This is a genomic window from Streptosporangium sp. NPDC049248 (assembly GCF_040678965.1).
Classification (GTDB): domain Bacteria; phylum Actinomycetota; class Actinomycetes; order Streptosporangiales; family Streptosporangiaceae; genus Streptosporangium; species Streptosporangium fukuiense.
The window spans coordinates 36,527-57,557 of the sequence record NZ_JBFAQY010000012.1 but is presented as its reverse complement, the minus strand read 5'-3'; the positions used below and the strand labels follow the sequence as shown (position 1 = coordinate 57,557).

Annotated in this window: 18 protein-coding genes; 9 read left to right on the top strand and 9 right to left on the bottom strand. The window is 69.9% G+C overall.

The genetic code is table 11. The annotated features are described in order from the left end of the window. Positions 1-43: 43 nt before the first annotated feature. The 3 genes from AB0K21_RS22600 to AB0K21_RS22590 form a co-directional block, all read right to left on the bottom strand. Complete coding sequence (locus AB0K21_RS22600) at positions 44-1,882, bottom strand: glycoside hydrolase family 15 protein (protein WP_364152836.1); 1,839 nt, start codon at positions 1,880-1,882, stop codon at positions 44-46. A 146-nt stretch (positions 1,883-2,028) separates the two neighbouring features. After that, entirely contained in the window at positions 2,029-2,970 is a 942-nt protein-coding gene (locus tag AB0K21_RS22595; RefSeq protein WP_364152833.1) for a siderophore-interacting protein, read from the bottom strand. A gap of 90 nt (positions 2,971-3,060) precedes the next feature. Then, positions 3,061-3,996 carry a CHAP domain-containing protein gene (locus AB0K21_RS22590; protein ID WP_364152830.1) on the bottom strand — a complete coding sequence of 312 codons (936 nt, stop codon included), beginning with the start codon at positions 3,994-3,996 and terminating at the stop codon, positions 3,061-3,063. A gap of 385 nt (positions 3,997-4,381) precedes the next feature. Between AB0K21_RS22590 and AB0K21_RS22585 the strand changes: the two genes are divergently transcribed. After that, positions 4,382-4,831 carry a hypothetical protein gene (locus tag AB0K21_RS22585; RefSeq protein ID WP_030911451.1) on the top strand — a complete coding sequence of 150 codons (450 nt, stop codon included), beginning with the start codon at positions 4,382-4,384 and terminating at the stop codon, positions 4,829-4,831. Positions 4,832-4,836: 5 nt separating this feature from the next. On the opposite strand, the gene speB is transcribed toward AB0K21_RS22585, so the two are convergent. Together speB and AB0K21_RS22575 are read right to left on the bottom strand one after the other, a co-directional pair. After that, a complete protein-coding gene (speB, locus tag AB0K21_RS22580) occupies positions 4,837-5,862 on the bottom strand; it encodes an agmatinase (protein ID WP_343973359.1) in 1,026 nt (341 codons plus the stop codon). A gap of 363 nt (positions 5,863-6,225) precedes the next feature. Beyond that, on the bottom strand, positions 6,226-6,393 hold the full coding sequence (locus AB0K21_RS22575) for a DUF3073 domain-containing protein (RefSeq protein ID WP_084195352.1): 168 nt from the start codon (positions 6,391-6,393) through the stop codon (positions 6,226-6,228). A gap of 292 nt (positions 6,394-6,685) precedes the next feature. Here AB0K21_RS22575 and AB0K21_RS22570 point away from each other — a divergent pair, with 292 nt between their 5' ends. The 3 genes from AB0K21_RS22570 to AB0K21_RS22560 are packed head-to-tail and all read left to right on the top strand — an operon-like array spanning position 6,686 to position 8,972. Beyond that, entirely contained in the window at positions 6,686-6,886 is a 201-nt protein-coding gene (locus AB0K21_RS22570) for a hypothetical protein (protein ID WP_364152826.1), read from the top strand. Positions 6,887-6,888: 2 nt separating this feature from the next. Then, positions 6,889-7,224, top strand: a complete 336-nt coding sequence (locus AB0K21_RS22565; protein WP_343973370.1) for a metalloregulator ArsR/SmtB family transcription factor — start codon at positions 6,889-6,891, stop codon at positions 7,222-7,224. Continuing rightward, entirely contained in the window at positions 7,221-8,972 is a 1,752-nt protein-coding gene (locus AB0K21_RS22560; protein ID WP_364152823.1) for a SulP family inorganic anion transporter, read from the top strand. The genes AB0K21_RS22565 and AB0K21_RS22560 overlap by 4 nt, the downstream gene beginning before the upstream one ends. 90 nt (positions 8,973-9,062) lie before the next feature. Here the strand turns inward: AB0K21_RS22560 and AB0K21_RS22555 are convergent, their stop codons facing one another. Further along, complete coding sequence (locus AB0K21_RS22555) at positions 9,063-10,250, bottom strand: FAD-dependent monooxygenase (RefSeq protein WP_364152820.1); 1,188 nt, start codon at positions 10,248-10,250, stop codon at positions 9,063-9,065. Positions 10,251-10,335: 85 nt separating this feature from the next. Further along, on the bottom strand, positions 10,336-11,181 hold the full coding sequence (locus AB0K21_RS22550) for a fumarylacetoacetate hydrolase family protein (RefSeq protein ID WP_364152817.1): 846 nt from the start codon (positions 11,179-11,181) through the stop codon (positions 10,336-10,338). 249 nt (positions 11,182-11,430) lie between these two features. On the opposite strand from AB0K21_RS22550, the gene AB0K21_RS22545 reads away from it, so the two are divergent. Next, positions 11,431-13,746 (top strand): phosphoketolase family protein, encoded by a 2,316-nt coding sequence (locus AB0K21_RS22545; RefSeq protein WP_364152814.1) that lies wholly within the window; start codon positions 11,431-11,433, stop codon positions 13,744-13,746. 85 nt (positions 13,747-13,831) lie between these two features. Here the strand turns inward: AB0K21_RS22545 and AB0K21_RS22540 are convergent, their stop codons facing one another. Together AB0K21_RS22540 and AB0K21_RS22535 are read right to left on the bottom strand one after the other, a co-directional pair. After that, a complete protein-coding gene (locus AB0K21_RS22540; RefSeq protein WP_343973386.1) occupies positions 13,832-14,119 on the bottom strand; it encodes a Fe-S cluster assembly protein HesB in 288 nt (95 codons plus the stop codon). Between the two features lie 114 nt (positions 14,120-14,233). Continuing rightward, complete coding sequence (locus AB0K21_RS22535) at positions 14,234-15,607, bottom strand: FAD-dependent oxidoreductase (protein WP_364152810.1); 1,374 nt, start codon at positions 15,605-15,607, stop codon at positions 14,234-14,236. Positions 15,608-16,027: 420 nt separating this feature from the next. On the opposite strand from AB0K21_RS22535, the gene AB0K21_RS22530 reads away from it, so the two are divergent. The 4 genes from AB0K21_RS22530 to AB0K21_RS22515 all read left to right on the top strand — a co-directional run bounded on the left by AB0K21_RS22530 (position 16,028) and on the right by AB0K21_RS22515 (position 21,025). Continuing rightward, entirely contained in the window at positions 16,028-17,401 is a 1,374-nt protein-coding gene (locus tag AB0K21_RS22530; RefSeq protein WP_364152807.1) for an extracellular solute-binding protein, read from the top strand. A 72-nt stretch (positions 17,402-17,473) separates the two neighbouring features. Beyond that, positions 17,474-18,391, top strand: a complete 918-nt coding sequence (locus tag AB0K21_RS22525) for a sugar ABC transporter permease (protein ID WP_343973396.1) — start codon at positions 17,474-17,476, stop codon at positions 18,389-18,391. 15 nt (positions 18,392-18,406) lie between these two features. After that, entirely contained in the window at positions 18,407-19,387 is a 981-nt protein-coding gene (locus AB0K21_RS22520; RefSeq protein WP_364152803.1) for a carbohydrate ABC transporter permease, read from the top strand. A gap of 39 nt (positions 19,388-19,426) precedes the next feature. Beyond that, positions 19,427-21,025: a glycoside hydrolase family 13 protein gene (locus AB0K21_RS22515; RefSeq protein WP_364152800.1), complete on the top strand. Its 1,599-nt coding sequence runs from the start codon at positions 19,427-19,429 to the stop codon at positions 21,023-21,025. The last annotated feature ends 6 nt before the right edge of the window (positions 21,026-21,031 follow it).

Below are 21,031 nucleotides of genomic sequence, written 5' to 3'. Positions count from 1 at the left end.
CTCGGTGGTCCGGCTCTCGGCGCCCGCCCGCCGTGGCCGGGGGTCAGCCCAGGGCCTGGTCGAGGTTGAACGCGGCGCTGATCAGCGAGAGGTGGGTGAAGGCCTGCGGGAAGTTGCCGAGCTGCTCGCCGGTCTGCCCGATCTCCTCGGCGTACAGGCCGAGGTGGTTGGCGTAGGTGAGCATCTTCTCGAACGCCAGCCGTGCCTCGTCCAGGCGCCCGGCGCGGGTGAGCGACTCGACGTACCAGAACGAGCAGATCGAGAACGTGCCGTCCTGCCCGTGTAGCCCGTCCGGGCTGACCGAGGGGTCGTAGCGGTAGACCAGCGAGTCCGAGACCAGGTTCGCGCCGAGCGCGTCGAGGGTGGACAGCCACTTGGGGTCGGCGGGGGAGATGAACTTGGTCAGCGGCATCATCAGCACCGAGGCGTCGAGGACGTCGTCGTCGAAGTGCTGGATGAACGCCCGCAGCTGCTCCGACCAGCCGCGCCGCATGATCTGCCGGTAGATCGCGTCGCGGGCCAGCTGCCAGCGCTGGGTGGCGGCGGGCAGGCCGCGGTGGGCGGCCATCCGCATGGCCCGTTCGATCGCCACCCAGCACATCAGCCGCGAGTAGACGAAGTCCTTGCGCCCGCCCCGGGTCTCCCACACGCCCTCGTCCGGCCGGTCCCAGTTGTCGCAGACCCAGTCCACCAGGAGGTGGACCTCCTCCCAGAGGTCACTGGAGATCGGCCGGTGCCACTTGTCGTAGAGGTAGACCGAGTCGAGGAGAGCGCCGTAGATGTCCAGCTGGAGCTGGTCCACGGCGGCGTTTCCGACGCGCACCGGGGCCGAGCCCCGGTAACCCTCCAGGTGGGCCAGCTCGACCTCGGGCAGGTCGGTGCGCCCGTCGATGCCGTACATGATCTGCAATGGCCCGGAGGGGCCGCCGCAGTCGTGGCTGACGTGCTTGGACAGGAAGTTCATGAACGCCTCGGCCTCCTCGCCGAAGCCCAGCCTGAGCAGCGCGTACACGCAGAACGCCGAGTCGCGGATCCAGACGTACCGGTAGTCCCAGTTGCGCTCCCCGCCGATCCGCTCGGGCAGGCTGGTCGTCGCGGCGGCCACGATCCCGCCGGTGGGCGCGTAGGTGAGGAGCTTCAGCGTGAGCGCGGAGCGGTGCACCATCTCCCGCCACCGGCCGCGGTAGCGCGACGCCGACAGCCAGCGGCGCCAGAACGCGACGGTGGCGGTGAACTGCTTCTCGGCCTCCTCGATCGGGCACGGGCGCGGGGCCAGGTCGTCGCTGAGCCTGTCGAGGGCGAACACCGCGCACTCTCCCTCGTTGAGCTTGAACTCCGAGCGTATGTCCTGACCGTCCGCCTCCAGGGTCGCAGTGGAGGAGAGGGTCAGGCGGAGCGACGGTGATTCGAAGATCGCTCGGCCGTCCCGCATGCTCAGGGCGTGGGACTGCCTGCCGTAGTCGAACCTGGGAGCCACCCGTGCCCGGAACGGCAGGGATCCCCGTACGCATCTCACCCGCCGGATCAGCCGGTGCCGGTCGCACTCGCCGGGGTCGTCGACGACCGGCATGAAGTCCTGGATCTCGCCCACACCGTCGGTCGCGGAGAACCGGGTGATCAGCACGTTGGTGTCCGGGAAGTAGAACTGCCTGGTCCTCGCGGGCACATCGGTGCCCAGCTCGAACGATCCGCCCCGGGTGGTGTCCAGTATCGAGCCGAACACGCTGGGCGCGTCGAAGCGCGGGCAGCAGTACCAGTCGATCGTGCCGCCGGTGTCCACCAGCGCCACGGTGCGCAGATCGCCGATCAGTCCGTGGTCGGCGATGGGCAGGTATCCGGTGGTTCCCGCCGGGTCGTGAAAGTCGGGCCGTGCTGCTGTCATGTCGGCCCTCCCAGGCCGCGAGCCGGGCGTCCTATGCCCTCAAGCTACGCGGCCCGGACGCCCGGTCGGCTCCGTCCCGGGTCAAGGAGTCGGCAGGTTTTCGGGCAGGGAACGGCAAAGGCCCCGCGGGGCCTCTGCCGCCGGGGTCAGGCGCTCTCCGCGCGTCCCAGCCGCCAGTAGCCCATGAAGGCCACCGAGGAGCGGTCGATCCCCGCCTCGCGTACCAGGTGGCGGCGGAGCAGCTTGACCATTCCCGCCTCGCCCGCCAGCCAGGCGTACAGGCCGCCGGTCGTGGAGGAGTCCGGGACCTCCCAAAGGATCTCCGCGTCGACGTCGACGTCCTCCAGCGGGGCGGCGGCATCGGGGGCGGTGCCCGCCGGTACGGCGAGTGCGCCCAGGGCGTCGCGGACGGCGGGAACGAGCAGGTCGCCGTGGCGGGCCCCGTCGCGGGGCAGCCAGGTGACCCGCACACCCGGGCGGACGTCGAGGGTGAGCGCGTCGGCGGCCTCGGGGACCTCCAGCAGCACCGTGGCGGGCACGGAACCGGAGAGCGACTCGGCGATCGTGGTGATGGCGGGCACGGCCGTCTCGTCCCCGGCCAGCAGCAGGTGCGTCGCCCCGGCGGGCGGCGCCCACTCCTGGCCGCCGGTGGGGCCGGGGTAGGCGGCGTTGGGACCGACCACCACGACCCGGTCTCCGGGGGTCGCGCGGGTCGCCCACCGGGACGCGGGGCCGGTCTCGCCGTGCAGGACGAAGTCGACGTCGAGTTCGCGCCGCTCCGGCCGGACGGCGCGGACGGTGTAGGTGCGGATCGGGTTGCGCAGTTCCTGCGGGAGCGCACGCCACCGCTGGTACCAGTCGTCCCCGTCGCCCAGGGGGGTGAGGCTGCCGTCCGGCAGCGGGAGGATCACCTTGATCCGCTGGTCGAAGCCCTTGTCGGCGAAGCCCGCCAGGTCCTCGCCGCCAAAGGTGACCCGGACGAAGCTCGGGCTGAGCCGTGCCGTCCGCAGAACCTCCACGTGGTGGCCCCGGTAGACCGGAACCCCCGCTGCCCGCTCCAGGGTCTGCTCGCCGCCCGCTGTCATCATGCCGCCTTTACTGGGAAGTGCCGTTCCCAGTAACTTAGCTTTGCCTAACCTTATTAATCAACCGCGAGTCCGTGCTCGCCGGCCGGGAGGTCACGCGGCCCGGCGCGCCTCCGCCTCGGGGGCCGGAGTCTCGAGGGCTCGGGTCTTGGGGGCGGGGGTCTCGGGGGCAAGACCGGTGACGGACCGCGGGCGATCCGCGCGGTACGGCTCGTGCGCCCAGTCCGGTCTGCTCACCCGGAGCGTCTTCGGGCCGCCGGCCCGATCCTGTTCGGACGCCCCGGCCGGAAAGAGCGAGGCCCCGCCCCGGGACGCTCCGCCGGTCCGCCGGTCCGCCCGCCCGTTCCTCCTGCGGTGCCGTCCCGCCGAGACGCGGGGACGCAGCCGGGACAGGACGAACGACGTGCCGAGGACGAAGGTCAGCAGCCCCGCGACCACGGCCGTCTCCATGGAGACGGGGAGCGTGCCCGAGGCGTCGGTCAGGGCGGTGGAGGCCGGGGCGAGTGCCGGGCGGACCTCGATCCGGCCGCTCTGCTGCGGTGCGGTGTCGTCCTTTTTCGCCAGCTGCTCCTTGACCTTGCGCGGCAGGCCGTAGCCCACGACCTTGCTCTGGTCGCGGGTCTTGCGCTTCAACCAGACCCGGTCGACGTTCCCCTCGATGGTGTGGATCGTTCCACCCTCGACGCTCTCGACGACACCGACGTGGTCGATCCCCTTGATGTCCTTGCCGCCCGACCAGTCGAAGAAGACCAGGGCGCCCGGCTCGGGCGTCCGCGACCAGGCGCCGTTCGTCTCGAACCAGCGGGCCTGTGACGGGGTCCAGGCGAACTGCCCGACGTACCGCTGTACGCCCGCCCGTTCCGCGGCCCAGGCGACGAACATCGCGCACCACGGGGCCGTCTCGTACTGCGGGTCCTGGACCACGTTGGCCGCGTACCACTCACCGAACTTGCTGTGCCGGCCGGGCCCCTCCCGGTACCCGATCTCCGGTCTGATGATTCTGAGCAGATCGTCACCGATCGGATCCATGGCCGTGAGCCACCCCGTCCACTCTCCTCCGCCCTTCCGCGAAGGGGGCGCCGTCCGATAGAGCTGGACTGTATTCGCAGAAAAACCGAGAAGTGAGGCTATTAACGGAAAAAGCAGGCTTGAGGGGCTGTCGGATACCGGATTCGACAAAAGGGGTGAAACCCTGCCATGCACCCCTTAGGATCGTCCGGCGGCCGGGAGCGGACACCGCGAGCGAGAGGCCGCGGCCACCTTCGGGGGAAGCAGGGAGCACACCGGGAGCCGCCCGTGCCCATCGGGTCGAATAGCATGTGATCGCACATGCGCGGCATGCGCGGATGCCGACGCCGAGACCCGGTCTCCCGGTCAGGCGAGAACATCGGACGCGAAGGCGGATTGGGTTTCCATGTTCGACGACAAGACACAGGAGACCCTCCGCCGCCTCCTGGACCTCGCCGAGCACTCCGCGACCCCACAGGCCGAGCGTGCCCTGGCCGTCGCACGGATCCGGGCCCTCATCATGGTGCCCGAGGGCGACGCCCGCCGGGCGCCGGTCACCCCGGCGATGGAGGCCGGGATCCTCAGCCGGGTCAGGCCGCTCGCCCACCGGGTCGAGGAGGACCTGGTGAACGCGGTGCACGGGGACCTCTACGCCTTCAGCACCCGCTACCGGGTGATCGGCGAACTCGCCGAGGAGATCGCCCTGCTGCTTGAGCGCTGGAGCGCCGCCGTACCGCAGAAGCGTCACCGGCACGAGGAGGCCGTCAGGCTCGCGGCCGCCAAGCTCGTCTACCTGCTGGAGCGGCGCGACCTGTTCCGCAAGCCCAGGTGGGGCAACCGCCCGAGAACCAGGTAGACCTCTCAGCGGTCCGGGCGGTCGGCGAGCAGCGGAAGCAGCGGGTTCCACGCCGTACCGTCCCGGGCGTCGCGCCGCCGCCGGGCGATGGCGCTCAACGCCTCGAGAACCACGCGGTTGGCCAGCGCTGCGGTGATGTCCGCGTGGTCGTAGGGCGGGCTGACCTCCACCACGTCGACTCCGACGACCGGTAGCTCCAGGCAGATGCGCCGCACGGAGTCGAGGAGCTGGCGCGCGGTGATGCCGCCGGGCTCGGGCGTTCCGGTGCCCGGCGCGTGACCCGGGTCGCACACGTCGATGTCGACGGACAGGAAGACACCGTCGCACTCGTCGGTCGCGATGGCGAAGGCCTCGGTGAGGCACTCCGTCAGGCCGCGGTGCACGATCTCGGTCATCTCGTACGAGCGCATCGAGCGCTCCGCCATCCAGTCCAGCGTCTCCGGCGGCGGCCAGTAGCCGCGCAGGCCGATCTGCAGGAACCGGTCGCCGCGCAGCGCCCCCGACTCGATGAGCCTGCGCATCGGCTGCCCGTGCCCCCACAGCGAGCCGAACTCGATGTCGCCGGTGTCGGCGTGGGCATCGAAGTGGATCATCGAGATCCGGCCGTGCCCCAGGACGTTGGCCACGCCCTTGGCGTCGGGGAAGGCGATCGAGTGGTCACCGCCCAGGACCACCGGGATGGCTCCGGCTCGGGCCACCTTCTCGACGGCGGCCTCCAGCGCGGACAGCGAGGCCAGAATGTCGCCGGGCGGCATCTCGACGTCACCGGCGTCCAGGACGCGCAGGTCGCGCAGCCCGTCGGTGCGCAGTGCCAGGCTGGGACGCGCTCCGTCGTGCGGCAGGTAGTCGGTCATCCGGATCGCCTGCGGCCCGAAGCGCGCTCCCGGCCGGTGCGAGGTACCGCCGTCGAACGGCGCCCCCACGATCACGATGTCGGCGCCCGCGTAGCTGGCGGGGTCGTCCAGTGAGCACCGGCCGACGCCGAGGAAGGTGATGTCGGGCCCGAACTGGGCCCCGTAGCGGTTCGTCAAGGACTCTCCGGCGCACGCGATGGGTGGTGGCCGTGGCCCAGGGAGACTTTCCGCCTCGGCGAGGCGTGACCTCGCGGGAGCCGGCGATTCTTCCCGGGGCCACGGCGTGTGAACTGGCGGATCCCGGCGTCCGGGGGGAAGGGCAGCCGGTCACCGTCTTGATGAGGTGGGACCCGCCAGAGCTCTCCGTCGACGCGCCGTACGGGGGGTGTGACCCGCCGTCGCGGCGGTATCGCACAACCGTGACGGTAAGCAGCTCTGCCAGGTCGCCTCAATGATGTTGCAGGATGTTGCGCGGGATTCGCCGTCGTACTCGGGGACACGGGCCGTTCCCCCGATCCGCGAAGTCCCGCGCAACCAGCCCTACCTGCCTGTCGGCTCGCCGACAGGGTCGTCGGCCTCGCTCTCCGGCGCGGTATCGTCACCGGCGCCCAACTCCTTACGCAACCGGTCAAGATCCATGCTGTGGCTGCTGTACTTCAGCTCGCGAGCAACCTTTGTCTGCTTCGCCTTGGCTCGGCCCCGTCCCATTGGCTGTACTCCCTCACGCAGGCCGTGCTCGGCCTCTCGTCACTGTCGCATCGCCGGCTGGCGCGCTCTGACGCCGCAGGTCAGCCCGCGGTAGCCGCACCAAGTATCCCGCTTGGCGGTCGATCCGTCATTGATCGGGCCCGACCGGCCGGGGATCTGTGGCAAACGGCTCCCGCCATCATAGCCAACGTCATTACGATTTGAAGAATTATGCAATTTGGCACATCATCAGGAAGGGTGTGCCGGTAAACCGGGCGCCGGGGGATGACCTGATCCACGGGAGGTGGGGGGCGTGAGCGAGAGCGAGTTCGCGGCGGAGTTAAGGGCGCGCATAGCCGATGTCGACGACGAGTTGGAGCTCATGCGCCGGGACTCCGACGATTACGCGGTCGAGGTCCTGACCGGGCGCCTGGAGAACCTGCTGCGCATCGCCGCCCGGCACGGCGTCGAGGTACGACCCCCCGGTGGCGGGCCAGTCGCCGGGGCCGCGTGATCATGCCGGTGCCACTGCACCAGGCCAAGGCCGAGCTCTTTCGCACCCTCGGCCATCCGGTCCGTGTCCGGGTGCTGGAGCTGCTGCAGGACGGCCCCCTGCCGGTGCGGGATCTGCTGAGCGCCATCGACGTCGAGGCGTCCAACCTCTCCCAGCAGCTGGCGGTGCTGCGCCGTGCCGGGCTCGTGACCGCCACCCGGGAGGGCGCCACCGTCGTGTACGTGCTCTCCACCCCGGATGTGGCCACCCTGATGTTCGCGGCGCGATCCATCCTGACCGAGTTGCTCGCCGAACAGGGTGAGCTGCTCGCCGAGTTGCGCGCCGAGGCTCGCGGGTGAGCGCGTCCACCGCCGCCGGGCGATGGTGGGCCCGCCTGTCGGACCTGCTGCCCACTCGCGCCGACTGGACACCCGCACGTCGCGATCCGCGGCGGGATCTGCTGGCCGGGCTGACCGTGGCGGTCGTGGCGCTGCCCCTCGCGCTGGCCTTCGGGGTCAGCTCGGGGATGGGGGCCCAGGCAGGCCTGGTCACCGCGATCGTCGCCGGGGCGCTCGCGGCGGTTTTCGGCGGAAGCAACCTGCAGGTCTCCGGGCCGACCGGCGCGATGACCGTGGTGCTGTTGCCGATCGTGCACCAGTTCGGCGCACCCGGTGTGCTGATGGTCGGACTGCTGGCCGGGGTGGTGCTGGTCGGGCTCGCGGTGGCCAGGGTCGGCCGCTACGTTCAGTTCATCCCCACCTCGGTCATCGAGGGGTTCACCGCCGGGATCGCCGTGGTGATCGCGCTACAGCAGGTGCCCGCCGCCCTCGGGGTCTCGGGAGTGGACGGGGAGCAGGTCTGGCGGGTGGCCGCCGAGGCCGTCGCCCGCTTCGCCGCCGCCCCCGACCCGGTGCCCGTGGTGATGGCCGTGGCGGTGGCCGCCCTCATGCTGGTCGGCACCCGTCTGCGGCCCGGCCTGCCCTTCTCGCTGATCGGTGTGGCGCTGGCGACGGTGGTCACCGTCTTCGCCGGCCTTGATGTCGCCCAGGTCGGAGCGCTTCCCACAGGTCTGCCCGCCCCCTCGCTGGGCTTCCTCGACACCGGCGCGATAGCCGCGCTGCTTCCCTCGGCGCTGGCCGTCGCCGCGCTGGCGGCCCTGGAAAGCCTGCTGTGCGCCTCCGTGGCCGACGGGATGAGCGTCAACGAGAGACACCACCCCGACCGCGAGCTTTTCGGCCAGGGCATCGCCAACCTGGCCGTGCCGCTGTTCGGCGGCATCCCGGCCACCGCCGCCATCGCACGCACCGCGGTCAACGTCCGCTCGGGCGCCCGCTCCCGGCTGGCCGCACTCAGCCACGCGGTGGTGCTGGCGGTGATCGTGCTCGCGGCCTCCGGAGTCGTCGGGCACATCCCGCTGGCGGCGCTGGCCGGTGTGCTGCTGGCCACGACGGTGCGGATGGTCGAGGTCGGCTCGCTGCGCGCCATCGCCCGCGCGACACGTGGTGACGGGCTCGTCATGCTGCTCACCTTCGTCGTCACGGTCGCCGTGGACCTGGTGACCGCGGTCGCCGTCGGCATCGGTACGGCGATCGTCCTGGCGCTGCGCGCCATCGTCAGGAACACGCAGGTGCAGCGGGTGCCGTTGGAGAGCGGTGACCACAGCGAGGAGGAGTACCGGCTGCTGCGGGAGCACATCGTCGCCTACCGGTTCGACGGGCCGCTGGTGTTCGCCGCCGCCCATCGGTTCCTGCTGGAGCTGTCGGAGGTCGCCGACACGCGCGTGGTGATCCTGCGCATGTCCCGGGTCTCCACTCTCGACGCGACCGGGGCGCGGGTGCTGGGAGAGGTGATCACCGATCTGGAACACCGCGGCGTCACCGTGCTGCTGTCCGGCATCCGGCCCGGTCACGATCAGGTGCTGGCCGCGCTCGGTGTGGCCGACCATCTGCGGCACGACGGCCTGATCTTTCCCGACACCCCCGCCGCCATCATGCACGCCCGTGACCTGCTCACCGCCGCCGAGAGGCAGCCGCCGCCGAGGGCGTCCACCGCGACGTCCACCGTGACGTCCACCGAGCCCCGGGACGAGGTCGCGGCCGGACCGTGAACGGCCGGGCGCGCCGCTGAGCGCCCCGGCCGCCCGGCGGAGGCTCCGACGCCGGGCCTGGGATGTACCGGAGCGTGCGTACCGGCCGCCTCAGCCAGCCGTGATCGTCTCTGGGTCGTGGCCGTAGAGCCAGGCGTTCTGCCGGAGCGGATCGCCGCCGGCGAAGGCCGCGTCGCGCTCCAACTGGGCGGGCCCGTCGGGCAGGTGGTTCTGCACCTCGCGGCCTCGGCTCATCAGCTGCACCTGCGAGGCCCGGGGCCGGCGGATCTCCTCGTAGCGGACCAGCGCCTGCGCCACCGTCTCGCGGGTGGCGACGCGCAGGCAGCTCGCGAGGACCACCGCGTCCTCGACCGCCTGGGCGGCTCCCTGGCCGAAGAAGGGCAGCATCGAGTGGGCGGCGTCCCCCAGCAGGGCCACCCGCCCGGACGTCCAGCGCTCCAGGGGACTGCGGTCGTACAGGGCCCAGCGCCTGGTCTCGGTGGCCGAGGCGACCAGCTGCCTCAGCCGCGGGTCCCAGGTCTCGAACTCGCGTGCCAGGTCCTCGATCCGTCCCTCGGCGGTCCACGACTCGACACGCCACTCGCCGGCGGGCACGATCGCGACGATGTTGATCAGCTTTCTGTCCCTGATGGGGTAGTGGACGAAGTGACGGCCCGGGCCCAGCCAGAGCGTCTGCACCCGGCGTAGCGCCAGCTCCGGCGCGTGCTCGGCCTCGACCAGGCACCGGTAGGCGCACAGCCCGGAGAAACGCGGCGGCTCCTCCGCGACGACCGCGGGCCGCACCACCGAGTGGATGCCGTCCGCGCCGATCACCCCGTCGGCGGTCACCGTCGTCTTCTCGCCCCGGCTGTCGGTGAAGACCAGCTCGACCTCGGGGCCGTCCTGGCGCAGGGTCTCCAGCCTCCGATCGGCCCTGACCGCGTCCGAGGGCAGTGCCTCCAGCAGCATCTGGAGCAGGTCGGCCCGGTGCGCGACGTAGCAGTCGGCGCCGTACAGCCGGCGGCACTCCTCGCCCATCGGCTGGGAGAACAGTACCCGGCCGTCCTGCCAGCGCCGGAACTCCCAGGCGGCCTCCAGCGGCACGGCGAAGGACGCCAGCCGCTCGCCGAGCCCGGCCCGCGCCAGGGGACGGACCATGTTGGGGCCCACCACGATCCCGGCGCCGACCTCACGCAGCTCGGCGGTCTGCTCGTACACGACCGCCTCGACACCCGCCTGCCGCAGCAGCAGGGCGGCGGCCAGCCCGCCGAGGCCTCCGCCGATGATGGCGATTCTCACTCAGGGGTTCCTCTCCTCGAACGGCGTCTCGTTCCGGCGCACCGCGATCTGGAAGCGCACCGGCCGACACGCCCGCGACGTCGTTTCAGCTCTCCGGCCAGGCCACGATCGGGTTGCGCACCGAGCCCAGCCGGTCGATCTCCACCTCGACCACGTCACCGGGTCGCAGGAACCACGCCGGGGTGCGTGCGTGCCCCACCCCCGAGGGGGTGCCGGTCGCCACCAGGTCTCCGGGCAGCAGCGTCATCGTCCGGCTCAGGTGCGCCAGCACCTGCCCGACCGGGAAGATCATGTCCTTTGTGTTGCCGTCCTGGACGACCTCGCCGTTGACCCGGGTCACCAGCCGGAGGCCGCCGGCCGGGTCGCCCACCTCGTCGGCGGTCACGACGGGCCCGATCGGCCCGCTGTGGTCGGAGTTCTTGCCGAGCGTCCACTGCGCGGTCAGCCGCTGTGCCCGCCGGGCGCTCAGGTCGTTGAAGACCGCGTAGCCGAACACCCCGGCGAGCGCGGTCTCCGCGTCCACGCACCGCATGGCCGCACCGACCACCGCGACCAGTTCGACCTCCCAGTCCAGGCCCGCCTCGTCCGGCGGCACCGGCACAGGTGTCCCGCCGACCGCGAGCGACGTCGTCCACCGTCCGAAGATCGTCGGTGTCTCCGGGGTGGAGAAACCGCCTTCCGCGGCGTGTTCGCGGTAGTTCAACCCGACGCACAGCACCCGTGCGGAACCGGTCACCGCCGGAGCCAGGCTCAGTTCGCCCAACGCGAGCTCACCCGCGGGCTCGTCGGTGGTGAGCTCGCGCGCCCTGGCGGTCCAGCCGGGCAGGTCCTCGTAGAACTCGCTCACCTCGGCCAGCGGCGCCACCCGGTCGGTGCCGGTCAGCACTCCCACCCGGACCTGACGACCATCCCGGAACCCGACAAATCTCATCGTTCACTCCCGACGTTCCCGGCGAGGGGAACCATCGCATCCTCGAACACCGCCACGGCGCCATCGGCTCGCCACGGAGATCTTCGTACATTCCACCTCAATACGGTAATGGGACAGAGGACACAGATGATCACGGTGGTGTGGAGATCTCGGCTCCGGCCCGGTGCGGGGGCGCTCGTGCCCGGCACACGGGGCGAACACGTCCGCCAGGTCGAGATTGGAACGCCTCCATGGAGGAACTGTCGATGTATGGACGCACTCGCGCACGTCGACGCCTACTGGCGCGCGGCCAACTACCTGTCGGTCGGTCAGATCTACCTGCTGGCCAACCCGCTGCTGACCGAGCCGTTGCGACCCGAGCACATCAAGCCCAGGCTGCTGGGGCACTGGGGGACCACGCCGGGGCTGAACTTCTGCTTCGCCCACCTCAACCGGATCATCACCGAACGCGACCAGGACATGATCTACGTCGCCGGTCCCGGTCACGGCGGTCCCGCGGCGGTGGCGCATGCCTGGCTGGAAGGCTCTTATACCGAGAAATATCCGGACGTGGGGCAGGATGCTCGGGGGATGCAGCGGCTGTTCCGGCAGTTCTCCTTTCCCGGCGGCATACCCAGCCACGTCGCGCCCGAGACACCGGGGTCGATCCACGAGGGCGGTGAGCTGGGCTATGCCCTGGCCCATGCCTACGGAGCCGCGTTCGACAACCCGGACCTGGTGGTGGCCTGCGTCATCGGCGACGGCGAGGCCGAGACCGGGCCGCTGGCGGGTAGTTGGCACTCCAACAAGTTCCTCGACCCCGCCTGCGACGGGGCGGTGCTGCCGATCCTGCATCTGAACGGTTACAAGATCGCCAACCCGACCGTGCTGGCCCGGATCCCCGAGGAGGAACTGGTCAAGCTGATGGAGGGGTACGGCTACCGTCCGCACTTCGTCTCCGGCGAGGACCCCGAGGTCATGCACACGCTGATGGCCGAGACCCTGGAGCGGGTGTTCGACCAGATCGCCGACTACCGGCAGGGACGGGCCGACCGCCTGCCGATGATCGTCCTGCGGACGCCGAAGGGGTGGACGGGGCCGCGTGAGGTCGACGGCCTGCCGGTGGAGGGGACCTGGCGGGCGCATCAGGTGCCGTTGACCAGAGTGCGCGACAGTCCCGAGCACCTGGCGATGCTGGAGGAGTGGATGCGCTCCTACCGGCCGGAGGAGTTGTTCGACGGCCGAGGCCACCCGGTGGCGGAGGTCCTGGAGACGGTCCCCGAGGGGCCGCTGCGGATGAGCGCCAACCCGCACGCCAACGGCGGTGAGCTACTGCGGCCGCTGGTGCTGCCCGACTTCCGTGACTACGCGGTCGAGGTGAAGGCTCCCGCCCGGGTGTCGACGGAGCCCACCCGGGTGCTGGGGATGTTCCTGCGTGACGTGATCGCCGTCAACCCCGACAACTTCCGGTTGATGGGCCCCGACGAGACGGCGTCCAACCGGCTGTCGGCGGTCTTCGAGGTCACCGACCGGGCCTGGGACGCCGAGATCCTGCCCACCGACGAGAACCTCGCCAGGGGTGGGCGGGTGATGGAGGTGCTCAGCGAGCACCTGTGCCAGGGGTGGCTGGAGGGGTACCTGCTGACCGGCCGTCATGGGCTTTTCAACTGCTACGAGGCGTTCATCCATATCGTCGATGCGATGTTCAACCAGCATGCCAAATGGCTGGAGGCCTGCCGGAAGATCCACTGGCGGCGGCCGATCGCGTCGTTGAACTACCTGCTGTCGTCGCACGTGTGGCGTCAGGATCACAATGGTTTCAGCCATCAGGATCCGGGCTTCCTGGATGTGGTGGTGAACAAGAAGGCCGAGGTGGTGCGGGTCTACCTGCCGCCGGACGCCAACACGCTGCTGTCGACGGCGGATCACTGCCTGCGCTCGCGTGACTACGTCAACGTGATCGTGGCGGGTAAGCAGCCGGTGCTGGACCTGCTGCCGATGGACGAGGCGATCGCGCACTGCACCCGGGGCCTGGGCATCCTGGAATGGGCCAGCAGCGATGCCGGCACCGAGCCGGACGTGGTGCTGGTGTGCGCGGGGGACGTGCCCACGCTGGAGACGCTGGCGGCGGCGGCCCTGGTGCGCGAGTATCTGCCCGAACTGAGGGTGCGGGTGGTCAACGTGGTGGACCTGATGCGGTTGCAGCCGCCGAGTGAGCATCCGCACGGCATGTCGGACGCGGAGTTCGACACGGTCTTCACCGCCGACAAGCCGATCATCTTCAACTTCCACGGCTATCCGTGGCTGATCCACCGGCTGACCTACCGGCGCCACGGCCATGACAACATCCATGTGCGCGGCTACAAGGAGGAGGGGACCACCACCACCCCGTTCGACATGGCCATGCTCAACGACATCGACCGTTTCCACCTGGTCATGGATGTCATCGACCGGGTTCCCGGACTGGCGGAGCGGTCGGCGCATCTGCGTCAGCACATGATGGACCGCCGGCTGAGCGCTCGCGCCCACACCCGCGAGTACGGAGAGGATCCCGCCGAGATCCGGGACTGGACCTGGCCGTACTGACCACGGTCCCGCCCGCGCCGGGAACACGGACGTGCCCCGGTCCCCCTGGGGACCGGGGCACGTGCGCCGGATTTACGGCGGATGGTCAGTGAGGCTGTTCGGTGACGAGAAACGCGACGCCGCCGCCCTCGTCGACGTCGGCGTCCAGGGACTTGTCGTCCAGCATGTCCACGACCTGCGGGTCGAGGAAGATCCGTGCCCCCGCCGACTCCACCACCCTGTCGGCGGACTCGGGGTGTTCGGCGATCGAGAGCATGAGCGATCCGGTGCCGTCGCTCTGGGACGAGATGCGGACCCCGGTCTCGGGGGAGTCCGTCACCTGCGAGCTGAGATCCCGGATTACCTGGGCCGCGGTGTCCGTCAATGTGAGCATTGCTACTCCTTGTCGGTATCGGGACTTGGATTCCTCGCCCTTGCCCGCTCTCATCCGGCCCAACCATCCACCTGGATTTTCTTGTGGCCGCGGCGTCCGGGCCGTCCCGGCGGATCAGCCCTTCCGGCCGAGCCGCTCGAGGTGTTCGGCCGCCTTGCGCGCGGCGATCAGGACGGGGTCCCACACGGGGGCGAACGGGGGAGCGTACGACAGGTCGAGGCCGGTGATCTCCTCCACGGTCATCTCGTGCCAGACGGCGATGGCCAGGGCGTCGATGCGCTTGGCCGCGCCCTCCTGGCCGACGATCTGGGCACCCAGCAGCCGGCCCGTCCCCCGGTCGGTGATCATCTTGATCTTCATCCGGCGGGCGCCGGGATAGTAGCCGGCGCGCGTGGTGGACTCCATGATCTCACCGACCGGCTCGAACCCGGCCCGTGCCGCCTCCGCGGTCGTCAGGCCGGTCCGCGCCACCTCGTACTCGCAGATCTTGGACACCGCGGTGCCGACGACCCCCGGGAAGGAGGCGTGGCCGCCGCCGATGTTGATGCCCGCGACACGTCCCTGCTTGTTGGCGTGGGTGCCGAGCGCGATCGCGACAGGCTGCCGGGAGACCAGGTGGAAGGTCTCGACGCAGTCGCCGGCGGCCCAGACGCCCTCCGTCGGGGTGCGCATCCGCCGGTCGGTCCTGATCCCCGAGGTCTCGCCGACCTCGATGCCGGCCGCCTTGGCCAGCGCGCTGTTGGGCCGGGTGCCGAGTCCCAGGACGACCAGGTCCGCCGGCAGGGTCAGGTTCTCGGTGCGGACCGCGGTGACGTGCCCGCCTGACTCCTCGAATCCCTCGACGCGCTCACCGAGGTGCACCCGTATGCCCAGGTCGCGCAGTGCGTCGGCGATCAGGGCGCCCATGTCCGGGTCGAGCGTGCTCATCGGCTGGCCGGCGGCGTCGACCAGCGAGACCTTCAGGCCGCGCCGCACCAGCGCCTCGGCCATCTCCAGGCCGATGTAGCCGCCGCCGACCACCACCGCCTCGCGCGGCCCCCTCTCCAGGGCCCGCAGCAGCGCGATGCCGTCGTCCAGGGTCTGCACGCCGTGGATGCCCCCGGCGCCGGCCCCGGGCAGGTCGGGGCGGCCGGGCACGGCGCCGGTGGCGATGACGAGCTGGTCGAACGGCTCCCAGCCGAGGTCGCCCTCCTCGGCGCGTACGGCCACCGCGCGCCGGTCGAGGTCGATCTCGACGACCTCGGTGCGCAGCCGCAGATCTATGTCCAGCGTGTCGCGGAACACCTCCGGGCGCCGGCTGACCAGGGATTCGACGTCGGTGACCTCACCGCCCACCAGGTAGGGGATCCCGCAGGCCGAGTAGGAGGCGTGCGCGCCCTTCTCGAAGGCGACGATCCGCAGGTCATCGGGCCCGCGCCGGTCCCTGGCCTGGGAGGCGGCACTCATTCCCGCGGCGTCGCCGCCGATCACCACCAGTCGCTCCGTCATCGTCTCCCCCTCGTGGACCGTCGATGCTACGGCTTCCACGGTGTGGTGTGCTCAAACGGCCATCTCGCCACGTCGTGCCCGCGCGCTCCTTCGAGTGTCCCCGCGGGGAGCGGGCGCCGCTCCCCGCGGCCTGGGGCTCTTCCCCCGATGTCCCCGTGCGGTGCGGCTTCAGGCAACCGCTTTCTGAAAGTTCTGACAAGAAAACGACGTCATCAAGCATCTTCTTGCAGCTGGATGACGTCATTCTGTGTTGTCTCGACATATCCGCAGGTCAGGTTGGGTTTTGGTTCGCGGTGAAGTGTTACGGCAAGATGGCTGACCGACCACTGTCACTTTTTTGCATCTGAACTGACGGAGTCTTGCTACTTCCTGCACGTATCTATATGTTTCTCGCAACCGACCCGCCAAGGAGTGCCTCGGATGAAATCCCCCAAGCTCTCGATGCTGCTCGCCGCAGCCATCGCGCTCACCGCCGCCGGTTGTGGCGGCGACGACAGCGGATCCAAGGCCGCCGAAACCAGTCCGAGCGCCGCTGGGGCCGATGCTCCGGTCACGATCTCCGTCGGCTGCCAGCCGCCGAAGAGCAACCCGCTGGAGCGAACCGCCTGGGACGAGGACGTCGCCGCGTTCCAGAAACTGCATCCGAACATCACGATCGACAGCAAGGACGCCTTCCCCTGCATCAACCCGGACACCTTCCAGGCGAAGCTGGCCGGCGGCACGATGGAGGACGTCTTCTACGTTTACTACACCGATGTCAAGAAGATCATCGCCGCGGGCCAGGCGGCCGACATCAGCCCGTACGTCGGCGGCGTCACCAGGCTGGGCGACCTGCGGCCCGACGTCATGAGCATCTTCAAGGAAGGCGACAAGATCTACGGCCTTCCCAGGAACAACTACTCCATGGGCCTGGTCTACAACCGCAAGCTGTTCACCCAGGCGGGTCTCGACCCCGCCGCACCGCCCAGGACCTGGGCCGAGGTGCGAGAGGCCGCGAAGAAGATCTCCGGACTTGGTGCCGGATATGTCGGATTCGGTGAGTACAGCGCCGGCAACACCGGCGGCTGGCACTTCGCCGCCTCCCTCTACGGGCGGGGCGGCGAGATGGTCACCCCCGACGGCAAGACCGCGGCGTTCAACAGCCCGGAGGGCAAGGCCGTCCTGGAGAACCTCAAGACCATGCGCTGGACCGACGACAGCATGGGCGCCAAGCAGCTCCTCCAGTGGGAGGACCTGATGCGGATGATGGGCGGCGGCAAACTCGGCATGATGATCGGCGCCCCGGATGTCGTCCAGACGGTCAACAACGACTTCAAGGGCAAGTTCGAGGACTACGGGGTCACCGCCCTGCCCGAGGCCAGGGCCTCGCTCAACGGCGGCGACGGCTACATGATCAACCCCAAGGCCACGCCCGAGAAGATCAAGGCCGCCATGCTGTGGCTGGAGTTCCATGAGCTGACCCCGGGCCAGGGCCAGTTCAACTACGCGCGCAGCAAGCAGCAGGGCCGCCCGGTCGGCCTGCCGATCCCCGACCTGTACGGCGACGCCGCGCCGGGCAAGGAGATCACCGAGCTGCGCAAGGCGAACGCCACGGTGCCGGTGGAGAACTTCACCCCCTTCGTGGAGGGGTCGGCGACCATCCAGAACAAGCTGGAGCCGCCGAAGTCCCAGGAGCTCTACGCGATCCTCGATGTCCCCATGTCGGCGGTGCTGACCAGGCAGGACGCCGACATCGACAAGCTCCTGGCCGACGCCGAGGCCAAGGCCAACAAGGTGCTGGCGAAGTCGAGCTGATCTTCTGCCCTCCCGGGGTGCCGGTCCGTCGGCCGGCACCCCGGCATTCATGTCGAAATCGGGAGTCGACCGATGACCACAATGACCGTGAAAGGTGCACGGCGGCGGGGACCGGGGGCGTTCCGGCGTGGGCTGCAACGCAACCTGACCGCCTACGGGTTCCTCTGCGCGGCGCTGATCTGCTTCGCCTTCTTCTCCTGGTACCCCATGGTGCGGGAGGTTCTGCTCAGCTTCCAGCAGACGAACTTCGTCGACGAGCCCACCTGGGTCGGCCTGGAGAACTTCCGCACCGTGACGGAGGACTCGGCGTTCGCCGACGCGTGGCTCAACACCCTCGCCTTCACCGGCCTGGCACTCGTGTTCGGCTACGTCATCCCCTTCGTGGCGGCGATCGTCCTCAACGAGCTGCGACACGCACGGGCCTACCTGAGGTTCATCGTCTACCTTCCGGTGATGCTGCCGCCGGCCGTCGGGGTGCTGCTGTTCAAGTGGTTCTACGACCCGGGCGCCGGACTGTTCAACCAGATCCTGGAGCTGGCGCGCCTGCCGGCCCTGAGCTGGCTGGACTCCACGGACACCGCGCTGATCTCCCTCGTGATCGTCTCCACCTGGATGAACCTGGGAACCGGCACGCTGATCTACCTCGCCGCGCTGCAGAGCATCCCGAGTGAGCTGTACGAGGCCGCCGAACTGGACGGTGCCGGGCTCTTCAAGAGGGTCTGGCACGTCACGATCCCGCAGACCAGGCTGATCCTGCTGGTGATGCTGCTGCTGCAGATCGTGGCGACCATGCAGGTCTTCATCGAGCCGTACCTGCTCACCGGCGGCGGCCCGGAGAACGCGACGCTCACCGTCGCCTACCTCATGTACCAGTACGCCTTCAACTTCGGTGACTTCGGCGCCGGAGGCGCGCTCGGGCTGATGCTCATGGTCGTGCTGATGGTGTTCTCCGCCTTCTACCTGCGCCTGTCGCGGGACAACCAGAGCTAGGGAGGAGCCGAGCCGATGCCGAACCTCACAGTCCACCCACCTCGCCCCGCCCCCGCCCGGCCGCCGGAGCGGGGCTCGGGAAAGAAGGCCGGGCGGACGCGTGCGGCCAGGGAGGCGCCCAGGGAGTTTCGCAGCCTGGTCTCCCCGCACACGCTCAACACCCCGCGCGGGCGGCTGGTCTACCGGATCACGCTGACCCTGGTGGTGGCGGTCTTCACCGCCGTGTTCGTGTTCCCGCTCTACTGGATGGTCACCGGCGCGCTGAAGACCCCCGAGGAACTGGCACAGATCCCGCCGAGTTTCTTTCCCGGCTCCTTCGACTTCGGGGTGTACGCCGAGGCGTGGGACCAGCTCGACCTGGGGCTCTTCCTCACCAACACCGTCGTCTACGCCGGTGGCGCCTGGCTGTTCACGCTGGCCATCGACGTCTCGGCCGCCTACGCGCTGTCCAAGCTGCGGCCGGTGCTGGGCAACGTGGTCCTGGCGCTGATGCTGGCCACGCTCATGATCCCGCCGATGGTCATCCTGCTGCCCGCCTACCTGACGGTCAAGGACATGCCGATCTTCGGCTGGGACCTGCTGAACACCCCGTGGGTGATCTGGTTGCCCGCGGCGGCCAACGGGTTCTTCATCTTCCTGCTCAAGCGGTTCTTCGACTCGATCCCCCGGGAGTTGCTGGAGGCCGCCCAGATCGACGGCGCCTCTCCGGCCCGCATCCTGTGGTCGATCGTGCTGCCCGTCTCCCGGCCGATCCTGGGAGTGGTGTCCATTCTCTCGGTGGTCAACGTCTGGAAGGATTTCGTCTGGCCGCTGCTCGTGCTGCCGGACGGGGACAAGATGACGATCAGTGTGGGCATCGCCTCGCTCTCGGCGCAGATGCCGCAGAACGTGCTGATCGCCTCATTGGTGATCGCGAGTATCCCGACCATGGTGGTCTTCTTCATCTTCCAACGCAGCATCATGGCCGGCCTCACGGCCGGCAGTCTCAAGGGCTGACCTCGTTACCCACTTTCAACCGCAAGGAGTTGTTCCAGCATGTCCGGCAGCACCTTCCCGGGAGCGACCCCGGACCCCGAAGCATGGTGGCGGGGAGCCGCGATCTACCAGGTCTACCTCCGGAGCTTCGCCGACGGCAACGGCGACGGGGTCGGCGACCTCGCGGGGCTTCGCGCCCGCCTGCCATACCTCTCCGACCTGGGCATCGGTGCGATCTGGCTCAATCCCTGGTACCCCTCGCCGATGGCCGACGGCGGGTACGACGTGGCCGACTACCGGGACATCGAGCCATCGTTCGGCACGCTCGCCGAGGCGGAGGAGTTCATCGCCGAGGCGCACGCCCTGGGTATCAAAACGATCACCGACATCGTCCCCAACCACGGCTCCGACCAGCAGAAGTGGTTCGTGCGGGCACTGGAGGCCGGGCCCGGGTCGCCCGAGCGCGAACGCTTCCTGTTTCGCGAGGGCCGGGGGGCGAGTGGTGAGCTGCCGCCCAACGACTGGCAGTCGATCTTCGGCGGTCCCGCGTGGACCCGGGTCGCCGACGGTCAGTGGTACCTGCACCTGTTCGCCCCCGAGCAGCCCGACTTCAACTGGGCCAACCCCGAGGTCGTCGAGGAGTTCCACGACGTGCTGCGCTTCTGGTTCGACCGGGGGGTGGACGGCATCCGGATCGACTCGGCCGCCCTGCTGGTCAAGGAGATGGACAGCGAGGGAGGGGAGGAGGCGTACACCGACCTCGACGGCGTGCACGACATCTACCGGGGCTGGCGCCGGGTGGCCGAGGAGTACGACGATCGGATCCTGATCGGCGAGGTGTGGCTGCCCGACCAGGAGCGCTTCGCGCTCTACCTGCGCCCCGACGAGATGCACACCGCGTTCAACTTCGACTTCCTGGCGTGCGCCTGGGACGCCGCCGCGCTGCGCCGGTCGATCGAGGAGACCCTGGCCACGCACATCCCGCTGGGCGCGCCCCCCACCTGGGTGTTGTCCAACCACGACGTGACCCGCCCGGTGACCAAGTACGGCAGGGCCGACACCTCCTTCGACCACGCCGACCGCAAGCACGGCATGCCGTCGGATCCGGTGCTGGGCGAGCGACGGGCCCGCGCGGCCGCGCTGCTGGCGATGGCGCTTCCCGGCGGGCTCTACGTCTACCAGGGTGAGGAACTGGGGCTGCCGGAGGTGGAGGACCTGCCGGACGAGCGGCGCCAGGACCCGATCTGGGCCCGTTCCGGCCACACCGATCCCGGCCGTGACGGCTGCCGGGTGCCGCTGCCCTGGTCGGGTGACGAACCGCCGTTCGGGTTCGGTACGGGGCAGCCGTGGCTGCCGCAGCCGCCGGAGTGGAAGGCGCTGACGGCCGAGGTACAGGCCGCCGACCCGGCGTCCATGTTCACCCTCTACCGCACCGGGCTGCGTCTCCGTCGTGAACTGCTCGGTGACGGCACGCTGGCCTGGCTGGAGGTGGGGGAGGGGGTGCTGGCCTTCCGCCGGGAGTCGGGCCTGATCTGCGTGGTCAACCTCGGCGCGGAGTCGATCTCCCTGCCGGAGCACGAGTCGGTCCTGCTGGCCAGCGGCCCGCTGGAGGGGGACAGGCTCCCCTCCGACACCGCCGTCTGGCTCCGCGCGATCTGATCCCCT

Coding starts and splice junctions, on each gene's coding strand:
- AB0K21_RS22515 (WP_364152800.1), top strand. CDS start 19,427: ATGTCCGGCAGCACCTTCCCGGGAGCGACCCCGGACCCCGAAGCATGG.
- AB0K21_RS22525 (WP_343973396.1), top strand. CDS start 17,474: ATGACCACAATGACCGTGAAAGGTGCACGGCGGCGGGGACCGGGGGCG.
- AB0K21_RS22545 (WP_364152814.1), top strand. CDS start 11,431: ATGGACGCACTCGCGCACGTCGACGCCTACTGGCGCGCGGCCAACTAC.
- AB0K21_RS22575 (WP_084195352.1), bottom strand. CDS start 6,393: ATGGGACGGGGCCGAGCCAAGGCGAAGCAGACAAAGGTTGCTCGCGAG.
- AB0K21_RS22540 (WP_343973386.1), bottom strand. CDS start 14,119: ATGCTCACATTGACGGACACCGCGGCCCAGGTAATCCGGGATCTCAGC.
- AB0K21_RS22590 (WP_364152830.1), bottom strand. CDS start 3,996: ATGGATCCGATCGGTGACGATCTGCTCAGAATCATCAGACCGGAGATC.
- AB0K21_RS22565 (WP_343973370.1), top strand. CDS start 6,889: ATGCCGGTGCCACTGCACCAGGCCAAGGCCGAGCTCTTTCGCACCCTC.
- AB0K21_RS22530 (WP_364152807.1), top strand. CDS start 16,028: ATGAAATCCCCCAAGCTCTCGATGCTGCTCGCCGCAGCCATCGCGCTC.
- AB0K21_RS22600 (WP_364152836.1), bottom strand. CDS start 1,882: ATGACAGCAGCACGGCCCGACTTTCACGACCCGGCGGGAACCACCGGA.
- AB0K21_RS22585 (WP_030911451.1), top strand. CDS start 4,382: ATGTTCGACGACAAGACACAGGAGACCCTCCGCCGCCTCCTGGACCTC.
- AB0K21_RS22595 (WP_364152833.1), bottom strand. CDS start 2,970: ATGATGACAGCGGGCGGCGAGCAGACCCTGGAGCGGGCAGCGGGGGTT.
- AB0K21_RS22535 (WP_364152810.1), bottom strand. CDS start 15,607: ATGACGGAGCGACTGGTGGTGATCGGCGGCGACGCCGCGGGAATGAGT.
- AB0K21_RS22520 (WP_364152803.1), top strand. CDS start 18,407: ATGCCGAACCTCACAGTCCACCCACCTCGCCCCGCCCCCGCCCGGCCG.
- AB0K21_RS22550 (WP_364152817.1), bottom strand. CDS start 11,181: ATGAGATTTGTCGGGTTCCGGGATGGTCGTCAGGTCCGGGTGGGAGTG.